This window comes from Halorubrum sp. SP9 (assembly GCF_005435015.1).
GTDB lineage: Archaea > Halobacteriota > Halobacteria > Halobacteriales > Haloferacaceae > Halorubrum > Halorubrum sodomense.
The window spans coordinates 1-1,331 of sequence record NZ_SGXU01000083.1 but is presented as its reverse complement, the minus strand read 5'-3'; the positions used below and the strand labels follow the sequence as shown (position 1 = coordinate 1,331).

Here is a 1,331-nt window from a genome sequence, read left to right as displayed (position 1 = left end):
AATTAGGTATGGAGTCTCATCGTTGATTGTATCTGAGACTTTAGCTCTGGAGATAACGATGGTATCTGTTTGTGGTTTATCATGTGATGAATTATCGAATTTAATATAGGCATTAACTACTCGACCACTAGCGGATGAAAGAGCTAAGCCGGTTACATTAGTGGGTAAATAATCTCCAATGTCAAAATCTGAAGTATCAACCGTAGAGTTAGCTATGAGATATCCAGTGACATCTCCGCCAGGGTTGGACAGATCAACAGAAATAGAATCTTCTCTCATAAGAGTCTCTTTGCTAATATTTCTAACACCTATTATCTCGTTATGTTCCTTTTTTGTGATAAATAGGGTTGAATTTGTATTCCCGCTGAGATTGTCAACAGTTACGCCGACAGTCGTCCGGGAGTCCCGATGAAGTTGTGTTGACCCGGTCGCTTGGTTGTGAATTCGGATATTACCATCTATTATTTGAAATGAACTTGTACTCTTTCGTTCAGTAAGGCTGGTAGGTGAGAAATCAGTCTTGTTAGTGACTACAATTGGATATTTTATGTTTCTCGAAAGTTGTGCCTCATCGGTGTTAATTCCAGATATTTGGACAGAGTCAATATGTATTGAGCGACTAGATCTATTCGGCTGTATCGTAGCAGCTAGGAGAGTCGTATCTTCAGTATCTAATTGTGAGGTGTTAATTACAGATCCGTTCTGGATACCGTTGATTGACATTGAGACCGAAGAAGTGTTTACTCCATTTGACTCAATGCTAGCTAAATCCACATACAGTCTGATTTTTCCGGGAGAGTCTGATGTATTCGAAACCAGAATTTCAATGTTATTTATTTTTTGTCCAGAATGACCTATTCGGATAGATTCCGCGTCACCAGTGCTGTTCAGAGTGGGTTTATAATTATTTGCTTGAGCATCAACAATGCTTGTTCCCAGTAGTACGATAGCAGAACCGATCACGAAGCAAACGACAATACCGGCCCACAGCCATCGAAGCGATCGCGCCCGGATCATAGCCAACGAACCACGGATGCCAGAGCGATCGCTCCCGGGGCAGCGCGGCGTCAGTGGTCGGCCCGCCTCCGCGAAGCGGCTCTTGTCGCACCGCGGGATCTCTCACTCGGATCGATCGCTTATAAGTGGCTTACGAACGGGAAAGCTTCCGCTCAGAGAAATAATCGCAAGACAGCGGCGTCACGTGTGGGTTGCTTTCGTAGAAATTCACCGCCGATAAGTCCGGGACCGGACAGAACGGAAAGAGAGGACTGGACGGTCGCCGAAGCGGGTCAGTGCTCGACCGCTTCCATCATCGCGAGCAGCTGTTCGGA

At 45.4% G+C, this 1,331-nt stretch carries 1 protein-coding gene; it reads right to left on the bottom strand.

Going from position 1 to position 1,331, the window contains the following annotated elements; all coding sequences use genetic code 11:
- Nucleotides 1–963, bottom strand: a 963-nt coding sequence (locus tag EXE45_RS16405) for a hypothetical protein (RefSeq protein WP_199233663.1), incomplete at its 3' end; no start/stop codon positions are given.
- Nucleotides 964–1,331: the final 368 nt, after the last annotated feature.